The sequence below is a fragment of the Psychrobacter sp. TB67 genome (assembly GCF_000511065.1).
GTDB lineage: Bacteria > Pseudomonadota > Gammaproteobacteria > Pseudomonadales > Moraxellaceae > Psychrobacter > Psychrobacter okhotskensis.
On sequence record NZ_AYYA01000083.1, the window covers coordinates 23,067 to 45,065 of the forward strand.

The 21,999-nt window shown below is 44.9% G+C and carries 17 protein-coding genes; 10 read left to right on the forward strand and 7 right to left on the reverse strand.

Features of this window, described 5'->3' with window-relative positions; genetic code table 11:
• The first annotated feature begins 35 nt into the window (after positions 1-35).
• The 9 genes from W293_RS0114940 (at position 36) to W293_RS0114985 (ending at position 11,933) form a co-directional block, all read left to right on the forward strand.
• The gene (locus W293_RS0114940; RefSeq protein WP_025653192.1) at positions 36-1,406 is read left to right on the forward strand and encodes an efflux RND transporter periplasmic adaptor subunit; all 1,371 of its coding nucleotides are present in this window, start codon (positions 36-38) and stop codon (positions 1,404-1,406) included.
• Positions 1,403-4,507 carry an efflux RND transporter permease subunit gene (locus W293_RS0114945; protein ID WP_025653193.1) on the forward strand — a complete coding sequence of 1,035 codons (3,105 nt, stop codon included), beginning with the start codon at positions 1,403-1,405 and terminating at the stop codon, positions 4,505-4,507. The genes W293_RS0114940 and W293_RS0114945 overlap by 4 nt, the downstream gene beginning before the upstream one ends.
• 168 nt (positions 4,508-4,675) lie before the next feature.
• Entirely contained in the window at positions 4,676-5,290 is a 615-nt protein-coding gene (locus W293_RS0114955; RefSeq protein WP_025653194.1) for a YceI family protein, read from the forward strand.
• Between the two features lie 557 nt (positions 5,291-5,847).
• Positions 5,848-6,870, forward strand: a complete 1,023-nt coding sequence (locus tag W293_RS0114960; RefSeq protein ID WP_025653195.1) for a DUF1852 domain-containing protein — start codon at positions 5,848-5,850, stop codon at positions 6,868-6,870.
• A 61-nt stretch (positions 6,871-6,931) separates the two neighbouring features.
• On the forward strand, positions 6,932-7,960 hold the full coding sequence (locus W293_RS0114965; protein WP_025653196.1) for a methionine synthase: 1,029 nt from the start codon (positions 6,932-6,934) through the stop codon (positions 7,958-7,960).
• A 205-nt stretch (positions 7,961-8,165) separates the two neighbouring features.
• Entirely contained in the window at positions 8,166-8,669 is a 504-nt protein-coding gene (locus tag W293_RS0114970) for a flavin reductase (RefSeq protein WP_025653197.1), read from the forward strand.
• 66 nt (positions 8,670-8,735) lie between these two features.
• Positions 8,736-9,551 (forward strand): sulfite exporter TauE/SafE family protein, encoded by an 816-nt coding sequence (locus W293_RS0114975; RefSeq protein WP_025653198.1) that lies wholly within the window; start codon positions 8,736-8,738, stop codon positions 9,549-9,551.
• Positions 9,552-9,867: 316 nt separating this feature from the next.
• Positions 9,868-10,452: a TetR/AcrR family transcriptional regulator gene (locus W293_RS0114980; RefSeq protein ID WP_025653199.1), complete on the forward strand. Its 585-nt coding sequence runs from the start codon at positions 9,868-9,870 to the stop codon at positions 10,450-10,452.
• A gap of 50 nt (positions 10,453-10,502) precedes the next feature.
• On the forward strand, positions 10,503-11,933 hold the full coding sequence (locus W293_RS0114985) for an MDR family MFS transporter (RefSeq protein WP_037025053.1): 1,431 nt from the start codon (positions 10,503-10,505) through the stop codon (positions 11,931-11,933).
• A gap of 409 nt (positions 11,934-12,342) precedes the next feature.
• Here W293_RS0114985 and glmS read toward each other — a convergent pair whose 3' ends face one another.
• From glmS to hisF, 7 genes are all read right to left on the reverse strand, one after another.
• Positions 12,343-14,187 (reverse strand): glutamine--fructose-6-phosphate transaminase (isomerizing), encoded by a 1,845-nt coding sequence (gene glmS / locus W293_RS0114990; RefSeq protein WP_025653201.1) that lies wholly within the window; start codon positions 14,185-14,187, stop codon positions 12,343-12,345.
• A 191-nt stretch (positions 14,188-14,378) separates the two neighbouring features.
• On the reverse strand, positions 14,379-15,755 hold the full coding sequence (glmU, locus tag W293_RS0114995; protein ID WP_025653202.1) for a bifunctional UDP-N-acetylglucosamine diphosphorylase/glucosamine-1-phosphate N-acetyltransferase GlmU: 1,377 nt from the start codon (positions 15,753-15,755) through the stop codon (positions 14,379-14,381).
• Between the two features lie 163 nt (positions 15,756-15,918).
• Entirely contained in the window at positions 15,919-16,500 is a 582-nt protein-coding gene (locus W293_RS0115000) for a phosphatidylglycerophosphatase A (RefSeq protein WP_025653203.1), read from the reverse strand.
• Positions 16,501-16,503: 3 nt separating this feature from the next.
• The gene (thiL, locus tag W293_RS0115005) at positions 16,504-17,547 is read right to left on the reverse strand and encodes a thiamine-phosphate kinase (RefSeq protein ID WP_025653204.1); all 1,044 of its coding nucleotides are present in this window, start codon (positions 17,545-17,547) and stop codon (positions 16,504-16,506) included.
• 2 nt (positions 17,548-17,549) lie between these two features.
• On the reverse strand, positions 17,550-18,662 hold the full coding sequence (gene nusB / locus W293_RS16860; protein ID WP_051395074.1) for a transcription antitermination factor NusB: 1,113 nt from the start codon (positions 18,660-18,662) through the stop codon (positions 17,550-17,552).
• A 248-nt stretch (positions 18,663-18,910) separates the two neighbouring features.
• Positions 18,911-19,432, reverse strand: a complete 522-nt coding sequence (ribE, locus tag W293_RS0115015) for a 6,7-dimethyl-8-ribityllumazine synthase (protein WP_025653207.1) — start codon at positions 19,430-19,432, stop codon at positions 18,911-18,913.
• Positions 19,433-19,730: 298 nt separating this feature from the next.
• The gene (hisF, locus tag W293_RS0115020) at positions 19,731-20,513 is read right to left on the reverse strand and encodes an imidazole glycerol phosphate synthase subunit HisF (protein WP_025653208.1); all 783 of its coding nucleotides are present in this window, start codon (positions 20,511-20,513) and stop codon (positions 19,731-19,733) included.
• A gap of 188 nt (positions 20,514-20,701) precedes the next feature.
• On the opposite strand from hisF, the gene W293_RS0115025 reads away from it, so the two are divergent.
• Positions 20,702-21,967: a homoserine kinase gene (locus tag W293_RS0115025; RefSeq protein ID WP_025653209.1), complete on the forward strand. Its 1,266-nt coding sequence runs from the start codon at positions 20,702-20,704 to the stop codon at positions 21,965-21,967.
• Positions 21,968-21,999 lie beyond the last annotated feature (32 nt).

The following is a 21,999-nucleotide window of genomic DNA, read 5'->3' on the forward strand; positions in this document are numbered from 1 at the left end:
AATTTTATTATTGCCCGTACTTATAGAGACTTATCATGAGCGATCTTGAAGAAACCAACCCTAAACTATCTCCTGAATCTGAGCTGCCACCATACCGTCAAGCTGACACGCTAGGCAATAAACCTTCGTCAAAGATGCCGCTGTGGTTGTTGCCAGTGCTCGGTATTGTGCTGGTCATTGGTGTCCTGCTCGGAAAATATTGGGGCGCTGGTGATGAGGCGCTCAGCGATGGGTCACCAACATCGGCAAGCACACAAAACGATGGCAAAAATCCGAGCGATGCCAGTACGGAGCAGTCTGTGCTATCGGTAGAAACCGTGATGCCAAGCCAAGATACGATTGGCAATACTTTGAGTGCGGACGGTACCATCAGTGCCAAAGACGTCGCCAATGTCAGCGCTAAAGTCAATGGTGTTGCGATTGAGCGGGTATTGGTTGAAGAGGGCGAGCGGGTAAAAGCAGGTCAAGTACTGGCGATATTTGATACCGATGCCATGGAGCAGCAAGTCGTGCAGGCAGAAGCCGATGTGGCAGAAGCCGAAGCAACGCTTGCCAATGCAACTGCCGATGCCGCTCGTGTCCTACCGCTGATTGAGATTGATGCCATTAGTAGGCAAGAAGCGGATCGCTATCGTACCTCAAAGCTACAGGCAGAGGCGGCCTTGCAAGCGTCGAAAGCGCGTCTTAGTACCCAACGCTTGAGTGTGAAGAACGCCAATGTGCTCGCGCCAGTCAGCGGTGTTATCAGTGAAAAAATGGCGGAAGTCGGTATGGTTGCTGGAGGCGTTGCTGGAGGCGTTGCTGGAGGCGAGCCATTATTTACTATTATTAAAGGTGGCATTTTAGAGTGGCGCGCCGATATCGATCCAAAGCTTATCGGTGAGGTAAATGTCGGTACCCCAGTGCGCGTTAGTTTGCCGGGAGGCGATTCTGTGATGGGGCAGGTGAGCCGTATTGCTCCAACTGCCGACGATAACCGCCAAATTACTATTTACGCCAGTCTCGCTGCTAACTCAAAGGTACGGGCAGGCATGTATCAAACGGGCGAGTTCTTGTTAGGTAGTGCGAGCACTCAAACCGTACCCAATAGTGCGATCGTGAGCAACGATGGCTATGACTATGTGATGCTAATCACCAACGTTACGACGAAAGACGGCAAAACCATGGGCCGTGTCAAACAACAAAGAGTGACGTTGGGCGAGCGCCTCGGTGATAATGTGGCAGTCGCCGAGCCGTTAGCGGCTGACAGTCAGATTGTTAAGCAAGGTGGTAGCTTTTTAAATGATGGGGATTTAGTGCGTATCGTTGATGGGCTGAACCAAATCAATGACAAAACAGGCAAGCAAACGGATGCTACCACCGCGAATAAAGCCGCTACTAACACAGCTACGCAGGCGCGCTCATGAGTTTAAACGTATCAGCTTACTCGATTAAAAACCCTTTAGTGGCTATTTTGCTGTTTGTGCTGCTGACTTTGGGCGGTCTCTACGGCTTTATGCAAATGAAGGTGCAGCAGTTTCCAGATATTGATTTGCCAGCGGTCGTGGTCACGGTGACTTTGCCGGGTGCCGCACCGTCGCAGCTCGAAAACGATATTGCCAAAAAGATAGAAAATAAGCTCACTAGTATTGAAGGTGTCAAGCATATTCGGACGACGCTACAAACTGGGGCGGCCACGATGGTCACTGAGTTTGTCTTAGAAAAAGATATCCAAGAAGCGGTCGACGATGTGCGTTCAGCGGTCGGTGAAGTGCAGGGCGACCTACCAGCAGCGGCCAATGATCCTATCATTACGAAGGTCTCAACTGCCGGATTCCCAGTCGTCACCTATTCGGTGGCTGCTGATAACATGAATGTAGAAGATCTCTCTTGGTTCGTGGATGATACCGTTACCAAGCGTCTCTCTGACATTCCGGGCGTCAGTACGGTAAGCCGGATCGGTGGTTTACAGCGTGAGATTACCGTCGCGGCGGATCCTATCGCTTTGAGTGGGCTAAAGTATTCTATTACTCAGCTGTCGCAACAAATAGCGGGTATTCAACAAGACAGCTCAGGTGGTGAAGCGGAAGTGGGCACAACCACGCAAACCATTCGGGTGTTGGGTGCGGTCGAGCGCGCAGGTGAGCTGAATGATCTGCAAGTAGCTGTACCAACAGGTGGCACCCAAGCGCTTGGGCGTATGGCACAAATCACTGATGGCGCGGCTGATCCAAGCTCTATTGCCAAACTCGATGGACAAACGGTGGTGGCGTTTAATATTACGCGCTCACGCGGCGCCAGTGAAGTTGAAGTGATGGAGCTGGTCGATGCAGAGCTTGCCAAGCTGTCCGCAGACGTCGGCAATATCAATATTGAAAAAGTCTATGACCGGGCCACTCCCATTGCAGAAGACTATCAAGCCTCACTACGTATGCTCATTGAAGGCGGTTTGCTCGCCGTGGTGGTGGTATTCCTGTTTTTAAAGAATATTCGTGCCACCATCGTAGCGGCAGTGGCGTTGCCGCTATCCGTCATTCCTACTTTTTTAGGCATGTATCTGTTTGGCTTTAGTCTCAATATTATCTCCCTGTTAGCACTGTCACTGGTCATTGGCGTACTGGTCGATGATGCCATCGTTGAGGTCGAAAACATCATTCGCCATCTGCGTATGGGTAAGACGCCTTATGAGGCGGCGATGGAAGCCGCCGATGAGATTGGGTTGGCAGTAGTCGCCACGACTTTTACTCTAATTGCAGTATTTTTGCCCACCGCTTTTATGGGTGGTATTGTCGGTCAGTTCTTTCGTCAGTTTGGTTGGACGGCCGCCTTATCAATTTTTGCCTCATTAATGGTGGCGCGTTTGATCACGCCCATGATGGCGGCCTATATCCTACGACCAGAAAAAAAGTACGTCGAAAAACAAAGCAAAATGATGACGTGGTATCTCAAGATAGTCTCATGGACGTTGCAACATCGCTGGCTCACGATGGGCGCAACCTTGGTCTTGTTTGTGGCCTCGCTGGCATTGGTAAAACTGCTACCGACGTCTTTTATTCCCGATAACGATATTAACCAAACGCGTGTGGCAATTGAGCTTACGCCTGATGTGGCCTTAGAGGATACTGAGCGCGTTGCCGCACTGGCCAGCGCGCGTATTTTAGCCATGCCTGAAGTGACCAATATCTTTACCTCAGTGGGGGAAGCGCAGCAGGAGATGGATTCCGCTTCAAGCGGGGGTAAAGCAGAAAACATCGCTGGCTTGGATATTGTGCTAGCGCCGCGAGCAGAGCGTATCTCTAAACAAGAGATTGAACGAAAAATTAGTAATATGTTGGCAGAAGTACCGGGTGCTCGTTTTACGGTCGGTCTATCGAGCGGCGGTGAGACAGGATATAATTTTTCTTTAACCAGTACTAATCCAGAAGTATTAGAACAGACCGTCCAGCAGATCATGTCAGATATCCGTGCGTTACCGAGTGCTGGATCAGTGACCAGCGACCGCAGTTTGCCGCGTCAGGAGCTGACAGTGACGCCGAACCGATTGGCGATGGCTGATAAAGGGGTGACCACCCAAGATATCGCTACCACGTTACGTATAGCGACCGTTGGTGACTATGAGCAGCGTTTATCCAAGCTGAACTTAGACACGCGGCAGATACCTATCGTGGTGCGCTTGCCAGATATTGCCAAGCAAAATGTCAGCCAACTAGAGGGTTTGTATGTGCCGAATACCCAGCCTGCAGGTCAAGGGGTGCGGGTCGGTGAGGTTGCGTCGCTAAACTTTGGCACAGGACCTGCTCAGATTAATAGGCTTGATAGAGAGCGCGCTATTACGATTACTGTCCAGCCTGCCAGTGGCGAGCTGGGTGATTTGGTGCAAGCGGTCAAAAGTACACCGACGATGCAGCAACTACCATCGTCAATTACTGTCATTGATCAAGGTCAGGCAGAAAACATGGCCGAGTTATTCAGCGGCTTTATTATCGCTATGTCTGTCGGTGTGGTCTGTATCTTAGGCGTGCTTATTCTGTTATTTGGACGTCTGCTACAACCTTTCACCATTCTGATGGCATTGCCTTTGTCTATTGGTGGTGCCTTCGTCGGCTTGGTGATTACCAATAGTAGTCTGTCTATGCCATCGATGATTGGCTTTATCATGCTAATGGGTATCGCTACCAAGAACTCTATCTTGCTGGTCGATTATGCGCTGATTGCACAGCGTCGTGGCATGGCACGTTTTGAGGCAATTATTGATGCCTGTCATAAGCGCGCGCGTCCTATCATTATGACCACTATTGCGATGGGTGCTGGCATGTTGCCATTGGTGTTTGGCTGGGGCGATGCGGATCCTACTTTCCGTCGTCCGATGGCAGCTGCTGTTCTTGGCGGTCTGGTAACCTCCACATTATTAAGCTTAGTGGTGATTCCAGTGGTTTATACCTTGATGGATGATTTGTCAGGCTGGTTTGCTAAATGGCTAATGCCGCATGGCAAAGAAAAGCAGGCAACGATGGAGGAAAAGGTCTAGGGCATACCCTATTTTAAGGCATTAATAGGTCGTGAATGATGACATGATGATGGCGCAAGACAATATTTATTGCTTAAATAGGGTCTTAGCGTCATTATATATGGACAAAGTTGTTGATCACAGCGGACGTGATTGACCTACCATAGACCGCTACAAAGGAATGTCGTTATGCGTCGATTCTCACTACCACCCGTCGTTTTATCTTATCGTAAGCCTCTGGCAGCGCTTCTATTGCTTGCTTTAGGTATCACTAGTAGTCAAGCTACCACCTATAATATCGATCCAACCCATGCCAATGCCCGCTTTGCGATTGACCATTTTGGTACTTCTACCAATACAGGTGGCTTTTACAATATAACGGGTCAGGTAGAGTACGACCCAGAGTCTAAGCTAGGCAATGTCTCGTTGGTTATTCCGCTAAACAGTCTAAATACTGGCAACAAAGAATTTGATAACACTCTTAAAAGTGCAGATTTCTTTGATATTGAAAAGTTCCCATTGGCTTCTTTTAAGTCTACTAAGTGGCATTTTGCAGATGAAAAAGGCAGCGCCGGGGTCACTAAAGTTGATGGCATGCTGACAATGCATGGTAAGACCAACCCTATTACGTTAACAGCAACCAAATTCAACTGCTATTTTAGCTTTATACTAAAAAAATCCGTGTGCGGTGGAGATTTTAAGACGACGCTTGATCGAACCAAGTGGGGCATTAGCAAATATACCTTGTTAGGTATCACTGAAAAAGTTGATTTGGATATTCAGATTGAGGCGGCAAAGCAGTAGATTTCTAGGGCGTGTCCTCATTTTAAAAATGGTCATAAAAATAAGATAAATTGCCGTCAAAAGAGGAAAGTAGCGCAAATAATATCGAGATATTAATCAGCTATTTGACAATGTTTGGCAAAATTTAGCCATTTTTAGTCCATTTAGATACAAGCGTTTGAATTGAGGACACGCTCTAGGCTTAGAAGCAGATTTTTTATGTAACCGTGTGAAGTATATTTGTCATGGTAAGCAGAAAAACCAAGACTTATAGAGTTTTGGTTTTTTTATTGAGTCATTACTTATCGCCAGACTCTTCCTATCTTCCTTATTGGTGCCTACTTAGCTCTTGCATTAGATAGGGCTGCCGTATCCATCATATAGTCAAAATATCCTAAAAACGCGACGATATTGCTGATATCAGTTTTCTTCTATCGTGTGGCAACTCTTCTAACATGAATAATATTCATCTTATATTAAAATTGTATCGTTTTTATTCATGTATTGATTTAGGTATGATTACCACATACAAAAATTTGGTGTTATCTCAGTCAATGAGATTAGGGTAGGAGATTATCATGAGTAAACAATTTACATATTCCATCTCGAGCATTCGTTTTGATGAAAACTATCAGCCAGCAGACAGCACACGTCTGACGACTAACTTTGCCAATTTGGCGCGTGGCGAGAGACGTCAAGAGAACTTACGCAAAACGCTGACTATGATAAATAACCGTTTTAATGATCTCGCGCATTGGGATAACCCAACAGCCGACCGTTATTCCGTTGAAGTTGATATCATCTCTGCTGACTTGGATATCGAAGGCAATGGTCATACATTCCCAGTCATTGAGACCTTAAAAACAACGATTGTGGATCATAAAGAAAACAAGCGTATTGACGGTATGATTGGCAATAGCTTCTCCTCTTATGTGCGCGATTATGACTTTAGCATTGTACTGCCGGAACATTTTGAGAAAAACCCAAAATCGCCACCAGCAGCCGATTTTGGTGATTTGCACGGCAAACTGTTTCAACACTTATTGAACTCAGAGGCCTATCAAACCAACTTTGATAAACAACCTGTGATTTGTCTGAGTGTGTCAAGTAGTAAAGTCTATCAGCGTACTGGCAATCAGCATCCTGTACTAGGGCTTGAATACAAGCAAGATGAGTATTCCTTAACCGATGACTATTTCCATAAAATGGGCTTAACAGTGCGCTACTTTATGCCTGCCGGTAGTGTGGCGCCTTTAGCATTTTATTTCGCGGGCGATTTGCTGAGTGATTACACCGACCTTGAGCTAATCAGTGCCATCAGTACCATGGAGACTTTTCAAAAGATTTACCGCCCTGAAATCTATAATGCCAACTCAACCGCTGGTCACGTATATCAGCCAAGTTTGAAATACCAAGATTATTCACTGACTCAAATTGTCTATGACCGCGAGGAGCGCAGCCAGATGGCGGTGACGCAAGGCAAATTTACCGAAGATGAGTTCATTAAACCATATCAGGCTATTCTTGATGAGTGGGCGGCAAACTATGTAGTGACAAGTGAGACTGTGCAAAAAGAAGCGGTAAAAAAACGCGCGGCTTAATAGACCTTTATCAACCGACATATAAAAAACTAAAAGACTAAAATATAAAAGAGTAACCAATATGGAATTATTATTACCAACCTCAACCGCTGGCAGCTTACCGAAACCTTCTTGGTTGGCAGAACCTGAGAAAATTTGGTCACCTTGGGCATTAGAAGGCGAGCAACTGCTTGAAGCTAAACAAGATGCCTTACGTTTGACATTGCAAGAACAGCAGCATGCTGGGATTGATATCGTCAGTGATGGCGAGCAGACCCGTCAGCATTTTGTGACTACCTTCATTGAGCATCTAGATGGCGTCGATTTTGAGAATCGTAAAACCGTTAAGATCCGTGATCGCTATGAGGCCAGTGTGCCGTCAGTCGTTGGGGCGGTGAGCCGTCAAAAGCCAGTGTTTGTAGACGACGCTAAGTTTTTGCGGGCGCAAACCGATCAGCCAATCAAATGGGCGCTGCCAGGGCCTATGACGATGATTGATACACTGTATGATGGCCATTATAAAAGCCGTGAAAAATTGGCGTGGGAGTTTGCCAAAATTCTGAATCAAGAGGCGAGAGAGCTTGAGGCAGCTGGCGTGGATATTATCCAATTCGATGAGCCTGCGTTTAATGTGTTCTTTGATGACGTCAACGACTGGGGTATCGCCACTTTAGAGCGCGCTATCGAAGGTCTAAAGTGCGAAACAGCGGTGCATATTTGCTATGGCTATGGTATCAAAGCCAATAATGATTGGAAAAAGACACTGGGTTCAGAGTGGCGTCAATATGAGCAAGCGTTTCCAAAATTGCAGCAGTCAAGCATTGATATCGTCTCGCTTGAGTGCCAAAACTCGCACGTGCCGATGGATTTGATTGAATTGATTCGCGGTAAAAAAGTAATGGTCGGTGCTATCGATGTGGCAACCAATACTATTGAAACCCCTGAAGAAGTGGCAGATACCCTACGCAAAGTTCTACAATTCGTCGATGCCGATAAGCTCTATCCCTCGACCAATTGCGGCATGGCACCTTTGCCTCGCGAGGTAGCACGCGGCAAGTTGAAAGCGTTGAGCGAGGGCGCGGCAATCATTCGCAAAGAGCTAAGCGTTTAGCATTTCTTAACAAGCCCTAGCTTGTTTAAGCCCATGAATGGCCTCAGTTATTACTAAACAAACTTATAGCTATAAAATTTAATTATTGTAGGCTGGGTTTTTAACTCAGCTTCTATATTTTTAAAAATACAATGCTGGGTCAAAAACCCAGCCTACAGCTGAGCGCGTTTTAAAAATAATCTGTGATAAATTTAGGACTGAAATTATGATTGAAGCCACCGACTTTAGAGATGCCATGTCGCTATTGACGACTGCCGTTAATGTGGTTACCACAAAAGGTAACTCTGGTATTCATGGGTTTACGGCATCTGCGGTATGTAGCGTCACAGACACACCGCCTACCTTGCTGGTCTGTATGAATCAGACCTCTCGCTCACATGCCCACTTTCTTGAAAATAAAACCTTGAGTGTCAATGTACTAGGCGCACAGCATGAGCCAATATCTAATGCCTTTGCCTCAAAATTAAGTTCGGAAGAACGATTTAAACAGGGCGCTTGGACGCAATTAGCGACAGGTGCGCCTGTTTTAGAGGATGCGCTGGTCAGTTTTGATTGTGAGATTGAGCATATTCAAGAAGTAGGCACGCATAGCGTCTTTATGTGTCGTGTAGTCGCCATCAAGCACGCCGTATCACAAGGTGGCACTGATGAAAGTTTGGTGTATTTTAATCGTGCTTACCATCAAGTAGGTCAGATAGAAATCGTTTAAGATAACGTATCTATTTTATTTAGCATCGACTATAAAACTATCCTTTAACCGAGAAGTAACTATCCCGTGGAAATACTCATTTTTTTAATAATTGGGGCGCTGGCAGGTTTTGCTGCAGGGCTATTTGGCGTGGGCGGTGGCACCATCATCGTACCATTATTATTTATTGTCTTTACTCAAATGGGCTACAGCCCTGACAATATCATGCATTTGGCGTTAGGGACATCACTAGCAACCATCATTGTCACCTCTATTAGCTCGCTCATGGCGCATAATAAAAAGGGCGCGGTCATGTGGCCTGTCTTTAAAAATCTCGCACCAGGTCTAGCGCTTGGTTGCTTTTTGGGCGCAGGAATAGCAGGGCAAATATCTGGGCTATATCTCCAGCTTATCGTTGGCGTATTCTTACTTTGGGTCGCTTATAAAATGTTTTTTGGGGGTAAAAAGCAGGTCGCTAGTCATTCTAATGATGTTAATCCAGAACTGCCGTCTAAGCCTAAGCAATTAGCAGCAGGCGGGGTTATCGGTGTCGCTTCTGCCATTTTTGGTATCGGTGGTGGCAGCTTAACCGTTCCTTATCTCACGCGTTATGGCGTGGTCATGCAAAAAGCCGTTGGCACATCAGCAGCCTGTGGATTGCCGATTGCCATTGCTGGTGCGTTGGGCTTTATGATTTTTGGCATGCAGCAGCAAGTCGATGTGCCCAATACCATTGGCTTCGTCCATATTTATGCCTTTTTAGGCATTAGTATTATGAGCTTTTTTACCGCAAAAGTAGGTGCGAAAGTCGCGCATATACTATCACCAGCATTACTAAAAAAATGTTTTGCGATATTATTAACGGTGGTAGGGTTTTATTTCCTTTATAAAGGCTTGGTTTAAGCGCAGCAGCATATCGATTTTGACCTTCAAAAAGCGATATCTAATTAATCGTGTAAATGAATCTTATTGAACCCATCTAGTCGCTCTTGCTTTAGCTAAAAATAGAAAACACTCAACTTGGTTGGGTGTTTTTTTTGTTTCTGCTAAAGACTCAGTGAAGCAGTTACAGAGCAATTCGTCAGCCACTTTCAACTCCTTTTGGGTATGGGTGGCATTCATCTTTGGCATATGCTTATGACATTGACAGATAGTGAATCTACCATTACCATACCCAACTAATAGACCGGTTGTTATAATTCTAAAAAGGATCTCGTTAATGAATGAGAAAGTGAAGTCAAAAGATGTGCTGATTGAGACAGCATCACGCCTGTTTAAGGTGCGTGGATATTGCGGAGTAGGCTTAAATGACATTATTGAAGAGAGCGGCATCCCTAAGGGTTCGTTGTATTACTACTTTCCAGAAGGCAAAGAACAATTAGCAATTGCAGCGATTGATAACACCAAAAAACTGGTTATGGAAGACATCAAGCATATTTTTAATAAGACTTCTAATCTAATAGATGCCTTGCAAGCTTATGTGTATGAATTGTCCAAGGTATTTGGGGAGGGTGGTGATCCGATTGGCTCTCCGATTGGCACCATTGCTGGAGAAAAACATTCTACAAGTGAGCCGATTCGATTGGCGTGTGAAGCAACTTTTAAGAGTTGGCAATCTATCTATACGGAGAAGTTTCTTGAAGCAGGCTATCCAGAGGATCAAGCCAAAAGCTTAGCGACTGTTTTTCATGCGTTGACTGAAGGCGGTATCTTATTAGCGTTAACGATGAAAAGTGGTAAGCCACTTGAAGCGATAGCAGAACAAATCCCCTCATTATTTATAAAAAAATTGGTTGAGAAATAATTACTTAGCGTATCAAAAATTGATTCTGTTAATAACTGAAGAGAGTTTTAATGTCTACCCTTGCAATTGAACAAAACCAAACTGGTATAAAACCAATTCCCATTTTGATCGCCTTTCTAATCGCAGGATTCGTCGGATTATTTAGCGAAACGGCTTTAAATATGGCGCTTGGTAATTTAATGACTGAATTTAATGTCGTTTCCTCGACAGTACAATGGATAACCACAGGCTACTTACTGACGATGGGCATACTCATTCCTGTGTCCGCGCTATTGATACAATGGTTTAGCACTCGGCAGTTATTTGTGGCCTCACTGCTATTTTCAATTGCTGGCGCGCTAGTCTCTGGTATCGCCCCTATGTTTGAGGTATTACTCCTAGGCCGTGTCATTCAGGCAATCGGCACCGGTTTATTGATCCCGCTTATGTTCAACACTATCTTGATTATTTTCCCTATTCATAAAAGAGGGACGATTATGGGATTGGTTGGGCTGGTCATGATGTCAGCACCCGCTATAGGCCCCGCTACGGCAGGACTGATCATTGAAGTACTGAGTTGGAATTGGATTCTTTGGCTGCTCATTCCGTTTCTAGTTTTTTCATTGATATACGGACTGCTTTTTATGCAGAATGTTACGGAGCTGACCAAGCCCAAAATCGATGTATTTTCCATCTTTTTATCGACGCTTGGCTTTGGCGGTATCGTCTATGGCTTTAGTCTCGCAGGAGAGAAAGGCTGGGGAAATTTAGTGGTCATTAGTACCATTATAATTGCTCTAATCTCTCTTCTCATATTTTCGTCAAGACAGTTCAAACTCGATAAGCCCATGTTAGATCTGCGGACTTTAAAATATCCAGTGTTCACCTTAGCCTTATTGAGTGTGTCCGCCACATTTATGATTATTTTATCAAGCATGATTTTGCTGCCTTTGTATCTACAAATTGGACTCGGGTTAACGGCGCTTACTGCAGGTCTTATATTGATGCCAGGTGGCGCAATAAATGGCATTCTTTCGCCAGTCGCAGGCCGTGTCTATGATATATATGGCGCCAAATGGCTGTTTACGCCGGGCTTTATCATTATGCTTATTATGCTCTGGCTGCTATCGAATGTGACCACTGAGACCTCTATTCTGATGGCAATCTTGTTGCATTCAGGTCTTATGATTGGCGTGACATTCGTTATGATGCCTTTGCAAACTCATGGTTTGAACGCACTACCCAAAAATCTGTATACAGATGGGACTGCTTTGATCAATACGTTACTACAAGTCTCTGGCTCTATCGGAACCGCTTTGGCGATTACAATAATGTCGGCTTCGCAAAATAGTTTCTTAAAAAATGTTGCCAATCCATCAGATCCCTCTATGGCAAGCACATCGTTAACCGCTGGTGTACAAACGGCCTTTATCTTGGGTATTGTACTGGCGATTAGCGGGTTGATTATGTCGTTTTTTATCAAAACATCAAAAGAACATTAACCAAAAACGCATCTATAACTTTTTTCATTTTCTCTGTGATATTACACTTTAGATGTTAGGGCGTGTTGAACATTCACAAATAGGCAGTGCTCATCGCTAAAATTGTTCCATATAAGGCGCAAGTCGACGATAATGTTAATACCTTAGCTAGACTTGTAACGCAGTATGGGGCGATTTTAGCATCAGCCCCGATACTAACAGAAATAGTCTCTGTCAGTGCCATGGTTGAATGTTCAATAGACCCCAGTCTAAAACTCAAAAAAAATCCTTCGCGATCTCGTTAATATGAGATAGCGAAGGATCAATCATCACACAATAGTATGATAGGTAATTAATCAGTATGATAAGTAATTACTTGATATGATAGGTAATTACTGAATGACAAATCAATCATCTGAAAATTAAAAAATTACTCAACCGTCACCGATTTTGCGAGGTTACGTGGCTGATCGACGTCAGTACCACGCATGACTGCCACATGATAGGACAATAGCTGAACGGGCACACTGTATACGATAGGGGCTAGCGTCTCGCAAACATCAGGCACATAGACCACGTGCATTCTATCTTCTGCGACCATCTTGCTTTCTTCACTGGCGAATACAAACAGCTCACCGTGACGCGCATGTACTTCTTGCATGTTGGCTTTTAGCTTATCAAACATACTGTCTTTTGGCGCTAGCACCACAATAGGCATGTCTTTATCGACCAATGCCAATGGACCGTGTTTCAGCTCACCTGCTGCATAGCCTTCAGCATGAATGTAAGAGATTTCTTTTAGCTTCAATGCGCCTTCTAAGGCAATTGGGAACTGCAGGCCACGACCTAAAAACAAGCAGCTTTTCTTATATTCAAAGTGTTCACTCATGGCTTTGATAGGGGCGTCGAGGTTTAAGCTGGCATGCAGTTGACCACGTAGTTCTTGTAATTGACCTAGCAGCGTGGTTAATTTTTCGCCAGTCATACGCTCCTGCACGACACCTACTTTTAAGACCAGTAGCATCAAAGCGGCTAGCTGAGTCGTGAATGCTTTGGTAGAAGCAACGCCAATCTCAGGGCCGGCAAGCGTTGGTAAAAAGATATCCGTTTCACGTACCAAAGATGAGGTCGGTACATTACACAAGGCCAAGCTGACTAAGCCTGCTGGCGTGTGCTTTTGTATATCACGTAATGCTGATAAGGTATCCGCCGTTTCACCAGATTGCGAAATACAAATGACCAGTGTGTTATCAACGACGACCGGATTACGGTAGCGGAACTCACTAGCGACTTCAACGGAACAAGGCACACGAATTAGGCTCTCAAACCAATATTTTGCCACCAAACCTGAGTGATAACTGGTGCCACAAGCGATGACTTGGACATGTTTAATGCCTTTTAATTGTGCTTCATGACGCTGTAAAAAGTCATCGCGCAGTTTAGACGGCTCATCGCTATCTAACGCCATCTCAACCGTACGAGCGACCGCATCTGGCTGCTCATAGATTTCTTTGAGCATATAATGCTTAAACTCGCCTTTATCAGCATTATGCTGGGCGGCGTCGATCTCATGTATTTGACGTTTCACCTCGACACCATCGGCATAAACTTTAATGCTGCTACGCGTCAATTTGGCGATATCGCCTTCTTCTAAATACATAAAGCGATTGGTCACGGGTAAAAGCGCTAATTGGTCGGAGGCGATAAAGTTCTCACCAATGCCCACACCGATGACCAGTGGCGAGCCCAAACGGACGGTAATCAGCTCGTTTGGGCAATCAATATGCACAATACCAAGGGCAAAAGCACCATGTAATAAAGGAATAACCGCACGAACTGCTTCTAATAAATCAGGCGTGCTTTTGTAGATATCATTGATTAAATGAGCGACGACTTCGGTATCGGTTTGCGAGGTGAACTCATAGCCTTTAGCAATCAGCTCTTCTTTTAGCTCGGCGTAGTTCTCAACGATACCATTATGGACAACAGCAATTTTACCGGATACGTGCGGATGGGCGTTACGTTGGGCGGGCTCGCCATGCGTGGCCCAACGTGTATGCGCAATACCAATATGACCATCAAAAAACTCTGGATTGACTGCGACGGCATCGACCAAGGCTTGTACTTTGCCTACTTGACGCTCACGGTGTAATTCGCCATCACGAATGACGGTCAAACCGGCGGAATCGTAGCCGCGATACTCTAAACGTTTAAGACCTTCAAGTAAGATATTAGCGATATTACGCTCAGCAACTGCCCCGACTATTCCGCACATAGTGATTCCTTAAATTCGATGTTTCATGTTTTGATGTTTCGATATTTCAATAGTTTAGATTTTGATGATGTTTCGATATGTAATGATGTTTGTTTAATCTATAAATATAAATAAGCAGCACCACAAATCATTGTCGTACTGCTTAAGTTTGCTCAGAGCTAGCTTCATTGAACTAACTGTCAAAGCTGCCGTTATTTTTTAGTCGGTCGCTGGAAGTCATCTTTTTGCGTTTGGCGCGCGCGACCAAAGGCTAATGCTTTACTATCGACATTTTTAGTAATCACTGAACCTGCTGCAACCGTAGCGGTATCACCAATGGTTACTGGCGCGACCAAGCTGGCGTTAGAGCCGATAAAAGCATTGTCTTCAATGATGGTTTGCGATTTATTGGCGCCGTCGTAATTACAAGTAATGACACCAGCACCAATATTGACGCCTGTACCAACCATGGCATCGCCAACATAGCTTAAATGATTGACTTTGCTGCCATGACCGATCGTCGATTTTTTGATTTCGACAAAATTTCCGACCTTGCTATTGTCAGCCAATACGGTTTCTGGACGCAAATGGGCAAAAGGACCAACATCGACACCTGCACCAATCTCAGCATGATCAATCACACAATAAGGTTTGATATGACAGGCATTACCAATTTTCGCGTTTTTGATGACACAACCCGCTTCGATATAAACGTTGTCACCCAAGACACAATCGCCCTCAAACACCACGCCAACATCGACGAATACATCTTGACCTGCGCTCAAGCTACCGCGAATATCAACGCGCGTCGGATCAGCAAACTGGACGCCCGCTTCTTGTAAGTCTGCAACCAGTTTACCCTGCCATGTGCGCTCCAAGCTGGCCAGCTGTTGACGGTTATTGACACCTTCAATCTCAAACGTATGTTCAGGCTCTATCGCGGCAATCGTAATGCCATCAGCAACGGCCATTTTGACAATATCAGTGAGATAATATTCTTGCTGCGCATTGTCATTAGAGAGCTTGGGCAGATATTTATGCAGTAGAGCATTGTCAACGCAATAGATACCGCTATTAATCTCTTGGATATTCTGCTCATCAGCGCTGGCATCTTTTTGCTCGACGATGGCTTCGATATTGCCGTTTGTATCACGTTTGATACGACCGAGGCCAAATGGATTATCAACCGTTAACGTCAGCATCGACATGCCACTAGTGTTAGCTGCCTTCAATGCCGCTAGCGTCTGGCAGCTGACCAATGGCACATCACCATACAGAATGAGACTCTGTCCCTCTGCTGGTAAGTCAGCTAAAGTTACTTTGACCGCATGCCCTGTGCCTAATTGCTCAGTCTGGGCGACCCAAGTAATTGAGGACTGCGCATATTGGCTGGTAATTTCTGATTTTACTTGCTCGCCACCAAAACCATGGACGATGATAGTCTCATCCATCGTCAGCTGATGACAGGTATCTAATACGTGGCTTAACAATGATTTGCCAGCCAGTGTCTGTAGCACTTTTGGCTTAGCCGACTGCATACGCGTACCTTTACCGGCAGCAAGGATAATGACAGAAAGAGGAGAGGTCATAGTAGCTCGTTAAATGTAACAAAATATAATCTATTATTATAACGCAAATGTTAAGACGAAAAAACGCAATGCCGTGCAAGCTTTGTAACTTAAAGTTATATAAAAAGTTACATAACAATTAATATAAGAAAGCCTAATTACGCATCTGCTTATAGAGTATTGACTATAACAGCATACTGAGCATCACAATTATCCATACCGCTGCCGCCATTACGCCAGCAATAATATCATCAAGCATAATACCGAGACCGCCAGCGACCTTCTTATCTGCCCAACCAATTGGTGGTGGCTTAATAATGTCAAAAAAGCGAAACAAAACAAAAGCGATGATAAGCGCAATGACCGATAAGCTCTGTGAGATATCTTGCCAATAACTGGCAGTAGAGACACTCATATAAGAAAATGGCAGTAAAGTAATCCAGATACCAGCCCATTCGTCCCAGACGATATGCGGATCATCATGACCTTGCATCAGCTCAGAGGTACGACCACATATCCAAATACCAATGAGGCAGGATAGGATAGTAATAATCAAAAATGGCACAAAACCTAAGCTCATTAGAGGTATGGCGACGATTAAACCACCCACCGACCCCCAAGTACCGGGCGCACGGCGAGGCAAGCCACTACCTAAACCAATACCAAGCCAATAAACCGCACGATCAAGCAGGCTAGCATTTGCTGGTAGCGGTGGGCAGTCATTGGCTTTACGGATATCAGGCTTGGAGAGGTCTTGATCGGTCATGGATTAACCTGCAAAATGTTGGTAACCAGTAAGGTCGGGCCATGTTGAAAATGGCGCGGAATGAGTTGGGGTGACTAGTTGTCCTTGATAAAATAACTCAGGACGTAAAGCGGTAGATGTGTCTGTGTATTTATGATTTGTCATCGCAGTCACCTCACCGATACAGGTGACTGGCGTGTTGCTGTTGTTATTAACACGAGGTTCGATATCAGCAGGCAAAGTAAAAGCCAATTCGTAATCATCACCACCCGTTAGCTGGCATAATAAGCGCTCAGATAAATCTACGCTTGCTAATGGCTTGCTAGTAGGTAGCTGCTCTAGATTAAGGCGCATACTAACGCCGCTTTGCTGGCAGATATGGCTAAGGTCTTGATAGAGACCGTCAGAGATATCTATCATCGCTGTAGCACCAATTTTTGCTAAGGCTGCCCCTAACGCAATACGCGGGGTAGGCATGTGTAATCGATGCGCAAGCTCTACGCCTTCAGCGTTGTCAGGATGTTGTAGGGCATAGGCGGCATCGCCGAGCGACCCTGATACGTATATTTTATCGCCCACTTTCGCCCCTGAGCGGTAAACAGCTGGCGTGCCCGCATAAAGCAATCCTTGTGCGCTGACACTTAATATTAAGCTATCACTACGCGTGGTATCACCACCAATAAGGGCAACCCCGAATAATTGGCAGGCATGAAACAAGCCTTTAGCAAATTCAATTAACCATTGCTCATTTGCCAAGCGTTCTGGTAATGCCAACGCTAGCAGAATGCTATGCGGGGTTGCACCCATCGCAGCAATGTCTGAGACGTTAACCGCAACCGCCTTGTAACCGATGGCAAATGCCAGTTCATTGACTTGTTGCCAATCAGCGCTAAAGTGACGACCTTGGACGAGTGTATCGATGCAACTGACCAAGCGCGCGCCTGCAGGCAAGCTCATCACCGCGGCATCATCACCAATGCCTTTTTCGACACTGCCTTTTTTGACAATGCTGGACAATGACTGTGGCATTTGGGAAAATATGCGCTCGATCAGCTCAAATTCGTTCATGGTTAGTCTTGGCTTTTTGCATCAGGGCTAACAATCTCATCAGAACTAACAGTTTCGTCAGGACTAACAGTTCCATCAGGACTAACAAGATTAGAGTCAATTAGACCAATATCAACGGCCGTATTTTCTTCGTTGCTGTCGTTATTGACAGCGTCAGCAGCTACCTTTTCTTCTGCAGGCTGTTCATCAACGACGACATCTTTTTTAACAATGCTTTCTTCAACAATGCCTTCTTCAACAATTGGTTCTGCCGCAGTCGCTGTTTTAACAGTATCATTTTCAACCGTGTTTTCAGCAGCATTTTTCTTAGTTGCCTTAAAGTCACTAATATTCGCACTGGCTTTACTAGCGCTGTTGCGTTTGACGGTGGCATTATTGGCACTGATACGTGGCTTGTTTGAAGCAGTTGACTTTTCTTCAATACTTTGTGTATCAGCACTATTTTCTATATTGCTATCAGTTTTTACTGCAGGTTTAGCAGCCGCTTTTTGTGAGGTGCGTAGATTGGCTTTACTATCTGCTTCTACTTCGACAGCACGTAGCTCAACCGCCATTTTATCAAGGACGGCGTTAATCAGTTTATGGGCGTCAGTGGCACCAAAGTGATTATTCAGCTTCATCGCTTCATCAAGCACGACTTTATAAGGGATTTCTAAACGATTTTGCAGCTCATAAGCACCAATCAAAAGAATAGCGTGTTCAACGGTATCCAATTTATCGATTTCACGATCAAGATGCTGACTAATAAGCGCATCTAACGCCTCAATCTGCTCAGGAATATCGCGCATCATTTCATGGTAATAGCCGATATGTACCGTATGCATGGCATTGGTCGCACGCGTACGAGCAGCGATATCATGCGGCGCATTGGCCTTCCAGCCAAGCTTACCATCAATATCGAAGCGGCGGTCAGTGACGAGCCATTCGTATAGACCTTGCATCGCAAAGCGGCGCGCTTTACGGATAGCGGTGTGACTGGTCTTGTAAGAAGACTCACTCATGTCGAAGGTTTGATCACCCGCACTGCTGCTCGCAATACGCGTGGCTTCAGCTTGACTATCATTGGTTTGGGCGGTTTTCGCAGCGCTGATAGCGCGCTTGAGTTGGTCAGTCATAGGGGGTCTATACCTAGTTTTTAAGATAAGAAGTTTTAAAATAAAATGTTAAGTAGTGGTCGGCTGGTAAATTTACCAGACAGTTTTGGATACTGCTGTTGAACATTTACACTGCACACTTAGGGCTATTGCAATAACCATAGCCCTAAATAGTTTAATCAACAATAATGCTTATTAATAATCAACGGTGCTTAATCTGACTTAAAAATACTCAAATGTTAATGAGTATGAATAAGTAACGAGTTTAATTAAGCGTCATCGCTATCGTCGTCAATGTCTAGCTGTGATAGCACTGCAATCATCTCTAGCACGACCATGGCGGCTTCTGAGCCTTTGTTACCGGCTTTCGTGCCAGAACGCTCAATCGCTTGCTCGATGCTGTCAGTCGTCAATACACCGTTGGCAACAGGAATATTATAATCAATCGCAACGCTGCTTAGGCCTTTGGCTGATTCACTCGCCACAAAGTCAAAATGCGGCGTGCTACCGCGAATAATCGCGCCTAACGCAATGATGGCGTCAAAGCGATCTGACTCAGCCGCGCGTTGGGCAACCAATGGCAACTCAAATGCACCAGGCACACGAATGACGGTAATATTGCTACCCAATACACCATGGCGAAGTAGGGCATCGATTGCGCCATCTACCAATGATTCAACGACAAAACCGTTAAAACGACCGACGACGATACCAATACGAGCGCCTTCATTTTGATGCAGGTTGCCATCGATATGGGTCACGTCATTGCGTTGTTGTTGTAAATTCGACATAAAAACATCCTTCGCCTCATGGGCTTTTAATTAAAATGTAGGAGTAGCTAAATATAATGATAGATTCAAATAATACCAAACCCAAAAAGTACGATTGGCTGTGTCAAACTTGTTCAGTCTACAATACGTAGTACTTACACTCGTTTTCCTTGCTACTCTAATTTTTGTGAATGGTATCACTTATTTGATTGGTTATCACGCAAACGAATTGAGCGTTAAATGAACGAAAACCAAATGATAATAAGCAGTTAGCGCTATGATAACATTTTTTCTAATTTATTTGCATTTTACAAACGTCTTATAAGCGCATCTGTATCCCTTGCGCTGCCATATATTCTTTTGCTTCTTGCACCGTATATTCACCGAAGTGAAAAATACTGGCGGCAAGCACAGCATCGACCCCGCCTTGTAATACTCCTTCCGCTAAATGTTGCAGGTTGCCGACGCCGCCTGAGGCAATGACAGGCACATTGACGCGGCTGGTAATTTGTTGCATCAGAGCTAAATCATAGCCTTTTTTAGTACCGTCACCGTCCATCGACGTCACTAATAATTCGCCAGCGCCGAGTTCAGCCATTTTACTTGCCCAAGCGACGGCATCGATGCCCGTTGGCTTGCGACCGCCATGGGTAAAAATCTCCCAACGCGGCATGATGATGCCATCAACATCAATATCCGCGACACGTTTGGCGTCGATAGCCACGACAATACATTGATTGCCAAATTTTTGCGCCGCTTCACCGACGAACTCTGGGGTAAATACTGCTGCTGAATTAATTGCTACTTTATCCGCGCCTGCATTGAGTAAATTACGAATATCCGCAATTTTACGCACACCGCCGCCGACCGTTAATGGCACAAACACGGTTTCTGCCATACGTTCAACGGTATGATAGGTGGTGTCGCGCTCGTCATTGGTGGCCGTAATGTCCAAAAAAGTAATCTCGTCAGCGCCTTGTTCGTTATAGCGCTTGGCGACTTCAACAGGGTCGCCAGCGTCTTTAATATCAACAAACTGCACGCCTTTGACCACGCGTCCATTATCAACGTCCAAACAAGGAATGATACGCTTTGCTAACATAGGGTCTTTCACCTTATAATCAATTCTCTCAATGCGCTAGTCTAGCAAAATCACCGCCATATCAGGCAGATTTTCGCAAGATTATTACGCTTTTCGCTATCGTTTGCCCAAGCGCGCTACAATTGTCGCCATTGCTGTTTAAATCTGTCCTATTTAACTTTTTATTTAATTGCCAAAAGTGAGATGTCATGTCCGTCTATACCCAGTTAACCAATGATCAGTTTGCCGCCTTTTGCCAACGCTTTGGCGTCTCGTTTGCGCGCGCCATTCCGATTACCCAAGGCATTAAGAACTCTAACTGGTTTATTCAGACGACTGATGATGTAGATGGTGCGCACTCTTATGTATTTACCTTATTTGAAGAGCGGCCACCAGAAGATATCGAAAAAATGGCAGTTATCCTTAATCAATTAGATGGTAAATTGCCGGTCGCTGCGCCATTAGCGTTGATCGATGGTGAAGGATTAGACAGGGATAAAAATAGTGGTGATAAACGCTATGTTATCCATTACGACAATAAAGCCATTACCTTAGTACCTTGTTTGGCTGGCTCGCATCCACAGCAAACCACGCAAGCGATGTGTCATGAAATCGGTGCTGCCTTAGCCATGCTGCATGAGACGCTGCAAGTATTACAGCCTGCGGAAGAATATGGCGTACCTTTGTATCCATGGTCAGAAGTACGTGACCGTGAAATGCAGTTTATGCCCGGTGACGAAGCCAAGCTGATGAGCGATATTTGGCAGTCATATAGCGAATTACCGCTTGCGACCTTGCCAAAAGGCTTGTGTCATCTAGATATGTTTGCTGATAATACGCTGTGGAACTTATCGTTAAATAATATCCAAAAAGGTGAAGAGCGCCTCACAGGCTTGTTAGACTTTACCGAAGTCAGCGTCGAGCATTATGTGATGGATATTGCCATTACGATTAATGATTTTTGTACCACGTGGGGCGATGCTGAGCAAGGCGAGTCGGTGAATTTTGATCGCAGTAAAATGGTGGCTTTTTTGCAAGGCTATGAGTCAAAACGTCAGCTTGGCGAAGATGAAAAACGAGCGTTGCCTGTTATGCTGGCCAAAGCGGCGGTTATTTTTTGGCTATTGCGTTTAAACGTTATCCATTACAACCGTACCGAAGGGCGTACTGGCGATAATATCATGGTCAAAAACCCTGACCTGATGAAACGCCTTGCTGCTTATCATTGGTCACATGTTGAAAAAGCGCAAAATACGGTGTTTGTTTTAGAACACGCGCTTTATAAAGACGATGATAAAAACAACGATGTCGAAGATTTTAAATTAATCGGCGTATTTGCTACTGAGCAACAAGCGCAAGCAGCTATCAACCAATTAAAATCACAACCTGGTTTTAAAGAGTATCCAAACGGTTTTCATATTGATGCTTATCCGCTAAATCAAATTAACTGGTCATCAGGTTTTGACTTCTATTAAATTCATCTGTATTAACAAGACATTTAACTGTT